This window comes from Pseudomonas sp. B6001, assembly GCF_013386015.1.
Taxonomy (GTDB): domain Bacteria; phylum Pseudomonadota; class Gammaproteobacteria; order Pseudomonadales; family Pseudomonadaceae; genus Aquipseudomonas.
The window spans coordinates 77,853-84,867 of record NZ_JACAOX010000041.1; the positions used below are offsets into that span (position 1 = coordinate 77,853).

Consider the following 7,015-nt stretch of genomic DNA (forward strand, 5'->3'; position numbering starts at 1 on the left):
ATGCAAGATATTGAATTTACAGAAGAACAAGTGATGATTCGCGACATGGCGCGGGACTTTGCCCGTGGCGAAATCGCCCCCCACGCCCAGGCTTGGGAAAAGGCCGGCTGGATCGACGATGCTTTGGTCGCCAAGATGGGCGAGTTGGGTTTGCTGGGCATGGTGGTGCCTGAAGAATGGGGCGGCACCTACGTCGACTACGTGGCCTACGCCCTGGCAGTGGAAGAGATTTCCGCTGGCGACGGCGCTACCGGCGCACTGATGAGTATCCATAATTCAGTGGGTTGCGGGCCAATCCTCAACTACGGCTCACAAGCACAAAAGGAAACCTGGTTGGCGGAACTGGCCAGCGGCCAGGCCATCGGTTGCTTCTGCCTTACCGAACCCCAGGCCGGTTCCGAAGCGCACAACCTGCGCACCCGTGCCGAACTGCGGGACGGCCAGTGGGTGATCAACGGCGCCAAGCAGTTTGTCAGCAACGGCAAGCGCGCCAAGCTGGCGATCGTGTTTGCAGTGACCGACCCTGACCTGGGCAAGAAAGGCATCTCGGCGTTCCTGGTGCCGACCAACACCCCGGGCTTCGTGGTGGACCGTACCGAGCACAAGATGGGCATTCGTGCCTCCGACACCTGTGCCGTCACCCTCAACCAGTGCACCGTACCGGAAGCCAACCTGCTGGGTGAACGCGGCAAGGGCCTGGCCATCGCCCTGTCCAACCTCGAAGGCGGGCGCATCGGGATTGCCGCCCAGGCGCTGGGTATTGCGCGTGCCGCCTTTGAGGCCGCGCTGGCCTATGCCCGTGACCGGGTGCAGTTCGACAAGGCGATCATCGAGCACCAGAGCGTGGCCAACTTGCTGGCCGACATGCAAACCCGCCTGAATGCGGCGCGCTTGCTGATCCTGCACGCCGCCCGATTGCGCAGTGCGGGCAAGCCATGCCTGTCGGAGGCCTCCCAGGCCAAGCTGTTTGCCTCGGAAATGGCCGAGAAGGTGTGCTCTTCAGCCATGCAGATTCATGGGGGTTATGGCTATCTGGAGGACTACCCGGTGGAGCGTTACTACCGGGATGCGCGGATTACCCAGATTTACGAGGGCACCAGCGAGATTCAGCGGATGGTGATTGCCAGAGAATTGAAAAACTACCAGCTGTAACAGGTATTTCGCATAACCCATGTGGGAGCGGGCTTGCTCGCGAAGGCGGTGGATCAGTCAATACATCGGGTGACTGTAACACCGCCTTCGCGAGCAAGCCCGCTCCCACATTTTTTGATCTTCAGCGTTTCAGGACAGTGTTTACTTGTCCTTGAACTCCGGCGCACGCTTGGCCACAAACGCCGCCATGCCTTCCTTCTGATCCAGCGTGGCAAACGCCGCGTGGAACACCCGGCGCTCAAAGCGCACGCCTTCGGAAAGGCTCACTTCAAACGCACGGTTCACGCTTTCCTTGACCATCATGCTGATGGGCACCGACTTGCCTGCGATCAGGGTCGCGACCTTCAGTGCTTCGTCCAACAGCTCATCCGCCGGCACGATGCGCGCGACGATCCCGCAGCGCTCGGCTTCCACCGCATCGATAAAGCGCCCGGTCAGGCACATTTCCATGGCTTTGGCCTTGCCCACGGCGCGGGTCAGGCGCTGGGTGCCGCCCATGCCCGGCAGCACGCCGAGGTTGATTTCCGGCTGGCCAAACTTGGCGTTGTCGCCCGCCAGGATGAAGTCGCACATCAAGGCCAGTTCACAACCGCCACCCAGGGCAAACCCGTTGACCGCCGCGATGATCGGCTTGCGGCGGTTGGCCACGCGATCGCTGTCGCTGAACAGGTCGTCGAGGTAGATCTGCGGGTAGGTCAGCTCGGCCATTTCCTTGATGTCGGCACCGGCGGCAAAGGCTTTTTTCGAGCCGGTGAGCACGATGCAGCCGATTTCCGGGTTGGCTTCCAGGCTGTCCAGCGCCTGGTTCAGCTCGCTGACCAGTTGCGCGTTCAGGGCGTTCAGCGCTTGCGGGCGATTGAGGGTGATCAGCCCGACCCGGCCCTGCACGTCCAGCAAAATGCTTTCGTAACTCATAGAGACTCCTCAGAGATTGCGTGAAATGACCATGCGTTGAATATCGCTGGTGCCTTCGTAAATCTGGCAGACCCGCACATCGCGGTAGATCCGCTCCAGGGGAAAGTCGCTCAGGTAACCGTAACCGCCGAGGGTTTGCAAGGCTGCCGAGCAGACCTTTTCGGCCATTTCCGAAGCAAACAGCTTGGCCATGGACGCTTCCACCAGCGCCGGCTTGCCACTGTCACGCAGGGCGGCGGCGTAATGCACCATCTGCCGCGCCACGGCGATTTGCGTCGCCATGTCCGCCAGGCGGAAGGCCACGGCCTGGTGCTCGATGATCGGCTTGCCAAAGCTTTCCCGCTCGCGGGCGTAGTCCCGGGCCGCTTCAAATGCCGCCCGCGCCATGCCTACCGCCTGCGAAGCAATGCCGACACGCCCGCCTTCGAGGTTGGCCAGGGCGATCCGGTAGCCTTCGCCCTCCTCGCCCAAACGATTGGCCACCGGCACCTTCACATCCTCAAACAGGATCTGGCAGGTGTCGGAAGCATGCTGGCCGAGCTTGTCCTCGACCCGCGCGACGCTGTAGCCCGGCGAGTCGGTGGGCACGATAAAGGCGCTGATGCCGCGTTTGCCGGCAGCCGGATCGGTGACTGCAAACACAATCACGATCCCGGCGTTTTGCCCGGAGGTGATGAACTGCTTGCAGCCATTCAAGACGTAGTGATCACCCTCCAGCCGGGCACGGGTTTTCAGGCCGCTGGCGTCGGAACCGGCCTGGGGCTCGGTCAAGGCAAACGCACCGAGCATCGCACCACTGGCCAGGGGCTTGAGGAACTGCTCGCGCTGTTGATCATTGCCGAACTTGAGGATCGGCACGCAGCCCACGGAGTTGTGCACGCTCATGATGGTCGAGCAGGCGCCGTCACCGGCAGCGATCTCTTCCAGGGCCATGGCGTAGGCCAGGTAGCCGGTATCACAGCCGCCCCATTGCTCCGGGACCAGCATGCCAAAAAAGCCCAGCTCGGCCATTTCACCAATGGCTTCCTTGGGAAAGCGATGCTCGCGGTCCCACTCGGCAGCGAACGGTTTAAGGCGTTCCTGGGCAAATTGCCGGGCGGCTTCGCTGATTTGCAGTTGTTCGTCATTCGGCAGCATAGGTGTTCCTTAGTACAGGCATTCAACGGCCATGGCCGTGGCTTCACCGCCGCCGATGCAGATCGCTGCAACGCCGCGCTTGAGGCCTTTCTGGCGCAGGGCCGAAAGCAGGGTCACCAGGATCCGCGCGCCGGACGCGCCAATCGGATGGCCCAGGGCACAGGCACCGCCGTGGATGTTGACCTTGCTGTGGGGAATCTCCAGCTTGCTCATGGTCACCAGGCTGACCACGGCAAAGGCTTCGTTGATTTCAAACAGGTCGACTTCGTCGAGGTTCCAGCCGGTCTTGCTCATCAGCTTGCGGATCGCCCCCACAGGCGCTACCGGGAACAGGCCAGGCTCATCGGCAAACGCCGCGTGGCCATGGATCACCGCCAGAGGCTTGAGCCCGCGCTTGTGCGCTTCGGACTGGCGCATCAGCAGCAGCGCCGCCGCACCGTCGGAAATCGAACTGGAGTTGGCTGCCGTCACCGTGCCGCCTTCACGGAAGGCCGGCTTCAGGGTGGCGATCTTGTCCAGCTTGGCTTTCGGCGGCTGTTCGTCGTGGATGATGGTTTTCTGTTCCTTGCCCACGGTGACCTGCACCGGGACGATTTCGGCGATGAAGTTGCCGTCGGTGATCGCCTGTTGCGCACGGGTCAGGGACGCAATCGCGAACGCGTCCTGGGCCTCGCGGGAAAAGCCGTTGTGCTCGGCGCAGTCCTCGGCAAAGGTGCCCATCAGGCGGCCCTTGTCGTAGGCGTCTTCGAGGCCGTCGAGGAACATGTGGTCGAGCACCCGGCCGTGGCCCATGCGATAGCCGCTGCGGGCGCGGTCCAGCAGGTACGGCGCGTTGGACATGCTCTCCATGCCACCGGCGATGGCCACCTCCACGCTGCCTGCCAGCAACGCGTCATGGGCCAGGATCGTGGCTTCCATGCCCGAGCCGCACATCTTGTTGAGGGTGGTGCAGCGCGTGGACTTGTCCAGGCCAGCACCCAGCGCCGCCTGGCGTGCCGGCGCCTGGCCGAGGCCGGCGGGCAGCACGCAACCGAACAGCACTTCATCCACGGCATCGGAAGCGATACCGGCGCGTTCGACCGCTGCACGAATCGCCGCAGCGCCCAGTTGCGGAGCGGTGAGGCCTTTGAGATCGCCCTGGAACCCGCCCATCGGGGTGCGTACCGCGCTGACAATAACGATTGGATCAGTCATGAGAATCTCCTTATTTGGCTGCCATGCGCAAGGCCCCGTCGAGACGGATCACCTCGCCGTTGAGCATGCTGTTTTCAATGATATGCCGCACCAGCGCGGCGTACTCGCCCGGCTTGCCCAGGCGCGGCGGGAATGGCACGCCGGCGGCGAGGGATTCGCGCACTTGCGGCGTCATGCCCGCCATCATCGGAGTTTCGAAAATACCGGGGGCGATGGTCATCACCCGAATCCCGTAGCGCGCCAGTTCGCGGGCCGCCGGCAGGGTCAGGCTGGCAATCGCGCCCTTGGAAGCGGCATAGGCCGCCTGGCCGATCTGGCCGTCAAACGCTGCCACTGAAGCGGTATTGATGATCACACCGCGCTCGCCATCGGCATTCGCCTCGGTTTCAGCGATAGCCGCTGCAGCCAGGCGCAGCAGGTTGAAACTGCCGATCAGGTTGACGTTGATCACCTGGGCGAAGTTGGCCAGCACGTGCGGGCCATTTTTGCCGAGGATTTTCTCGCCCCGCACCACACCGGCACAGTTGACCAACCCATGCAAACCGCCAAAGGCGGCGACGGTGGCCTGTACCGCCGCTTCGGCAGCGGCTTCCTGGCTGATATCGGCGACCGCGCTGCGGGCCTGCGCGCCGAGCTTTTGCGCCTGGGCGGCCACTGCGTCGGCGTTCAGGTCCACCAGCATCACCTTGGCTCCGGCCGCCACGAGCATCTCGGCGGTTGCCGCGCCGAGGCCTGAAGCGCCACCGCTGACCAGAAAAACCTTGTTCTCAATCTGCATCATTGTTTCCTTGAAGAATGGGTCACGCCGTGGCCGCCTGGGCCTTGGCAATTTCCTGATTACGCAAAATGAAGCGTTGCAGCTTGCCGCTCGGGGTCTTGGGCAGCTCGCTGACAAATTCGATTTCCCGCGGGTACGAGTGAGCGGCCAGGCGCTTGCGCACGTGCTGGCGCAGCTCTTCGGCCAGGGCCGGCTCGGCGCGGTACTGCTCGCTGAGCACCACAAACGCCTTGACGATCTCGGTGCGTTCCGGGCATGGCTTGCCCACTACGGCGGCCTCCACCACGGCCGGATGCTCGATCAAGGCGCTCTCTACGTCGAACGGCCCCACGCGATAGCCGGAGGTGGTAATCACATCGTCGCTGCGCCCGACAAAGCTGATGCTGCCATCGGGGTTCAGCTCCACCGTATCGCCGCTGAGGTAGTACTTGCCGACGAAAGCCTTGGTCTTGACGCCGTCATAACCGGCAAACCAGCACATCGGCGATTGCTCGCGGTCGATAGCCAGGATGCCTGGCTGGCCGGCGGGCAACTCCTGATGGTTGTCGTCCAGCACCACAATGCGATGGCCCGGCGAGGCAAAGCCCGCGGAGCCGACGTGCACCGGATGCTCCAGGCCATGGTGATTGCACAGCACCATGCCCAGCTCGGTCTGGCCGTAGTGGTCGTGGATGGTCACGCCGAGGTTATCGGCGAACCAGCGGATCACTTCCGGGTTCAGCGGCTCGCCGGCACTGCTGACAATACGCAGCTTGCCCTTGATCGACTTGGCGAACTGCTCGCCCCCGGCGATCAGCAGGCGGTAGGCGGTGGGCGAACCGGTGAGGTTGGTAATCCCGTATTTGTTGATGACACGGCACGTGCTTTCGAGGGTGAACGGGCCATCGTAGAAGGTGATCGGGTGGCCCATGGACAAGGGGCCGGTCACGCCGAAATAGATGCCGTAGGCCCAGCCCGGGTCGGCGACGTTCCAGAATGCGTCTTCGGGGCGCAGGTCGACGGCGTCGCGGGTGTAGCTCTGGAACGCGACGATTGCCTTGAGCGGCACGGCCAGGGCTTTCGACGGGCCGGTGGTGCCTGAGGTGAACATCAGCAGGAACGGATCGTCGGCGCCCAGCAATACGGGTTCGCAGAGGTTGACATAGTTGGGCAACTCGGCCCAGAAGCTGAAATCGCCGCGCACGATGCCTTCGCCGTTGGGGCCGGCGACGGTGACGATGGTCGGGCAGTCGGCCACTTCCGTCAGTTTGGGACGGTTTACTGCATCGGTCACCACCAGCGCGGCGCCGGAGCTGTTCAGGCGGTGTTCGATGGCCTTGGGGCCGAAGGCGGTGAACAGCGGCTGATAGACCGCGCCGATGCGCCAGGTGGCGAGGACGACCACCAGCAGCTCGGCGGTGCGTGGCAGGAGGCCTGCCACCTTGTCGCCGCGATTGACGCCCTGGGCCAGGAGGAAGTTGGCGAAGCGTGCGGCCTGGTCTTGCAGTTGGGTGAAGGTGACGGTGGCGCTGCGGCCGTCCTTGCCCTCCCAGAACAGTGCGATGCGGCCAGGTAATGCGTGGCGGTCGCAGCATTCGACGCAGGCGTTGAGGGCCTGCAGGTTGCCCGACAAGGCAGCGTCGACGGTGTGTTGGTAGTTGAACTGGGTGGTGGCAGCCGAGTAATCACGCATCGCTTCAAATCCCTGTGTGTTTTTTATTTTCAGGATGGGTACGTAGACCGGTGAAATAGTCGCTCTAGAGCGGTAGGTGGGCAATGGTCAAAGCTTTCAACTTGGTTGACTGGTTTGGCCAATGGGGGGGCGCTGTTTGGTGTGTGTGAGTGTTGAAGAGCAAAATC

The 7,015-nt window shown here is 63.1% G+C and carries 6 protein-coding genes; 1 reads left to right on the forward strand and 5 read right to left on the reverse strand.

All coding sequences use genetic code 11. From position 1 onward, the window contains the following. On the forward strand, positions 1–1,152 hold the full coding sequence (locus tag HX821_RS29330; protein WP_003217611.1) for an acyl-CoA dehydrogenase family protein: 1,152 nt from the start codon (positions 1–3) through the stop codon (positions 1,150–1,152). A 141-nt stretch (positions 1,153–1,293) separates the two neighbouring features. Here the strand turns inward: HX821_RS29330 and HX821_RS29335 are convergent, their stop codons facing one another. The 5 genes from HX821_RS29335 to HX821_RS29355 are packed head-to-tail and all read right to left on the reverse strand — an operon-like array spanning position 1,294 to position 6,848. Further along, complete coding sequence (locus tag HX821_RS29335) at positions 1,294–2,067, reverse strand: enoyl-CoA hydratase (protein WP_003217608.1); 774 nt, start codon at positions 2,065–2,067, stop codon at positions 1,294–1,296. A 9-nt stretch (positions 2,068–2,076) separates the two neighbouring features. Then, positions 2,077–3,204 (reverse strand): acyl-CoA dehydrogenase, encoded by a 1,128-nt coding sequence (locus HX821_RS29340; RefSeq protein WP_008433455.1) that lies wholly within the window; start codon positions 3,202–3,204, stop codon positions 2,077–2,079. A 9-nt stretch (positions 3,205–3,213) separates the two neighbouring features. After that, a complete protein-coding gene (locus tag HX821_RS29345) occupies positions 3,214–4,398 on the reverse strand; it encodes an acetyl-CoA C-acyltransferase (RefSeq protein ID WP_008433457.1) in 1,185 nt (394 codons plus the stop codon). Positions 4,399–4,408: 10 nt separating this feature from the next. Then, positions 4,409–5,176: an SDR family NAD(P)-dependent oxidoreductase gene (locus tag HX821_RS29350; RefSeq protein WP_003217603.1), complete on the reverse strand. Its 768-nt coding sequence runs from the start codon at positions 5,174–5,176 to the stop codon at positions 4,409–4,411. Positions 5,177–5,198: 22 nt separating this feature from the next. After that, on the reverse strand, positions 5,199–6,848 hold the full coding sequence (locus HX821_RS29355) for an AMP-binding protein (RefSeq protein WP_102604356.1): 1,650 nt from the start codon (positions 6,846–6,848) through the stop codon (positions 5,199–5,201). Positions 6,849–7,015 lie beyond the last annotated feature (167 nt).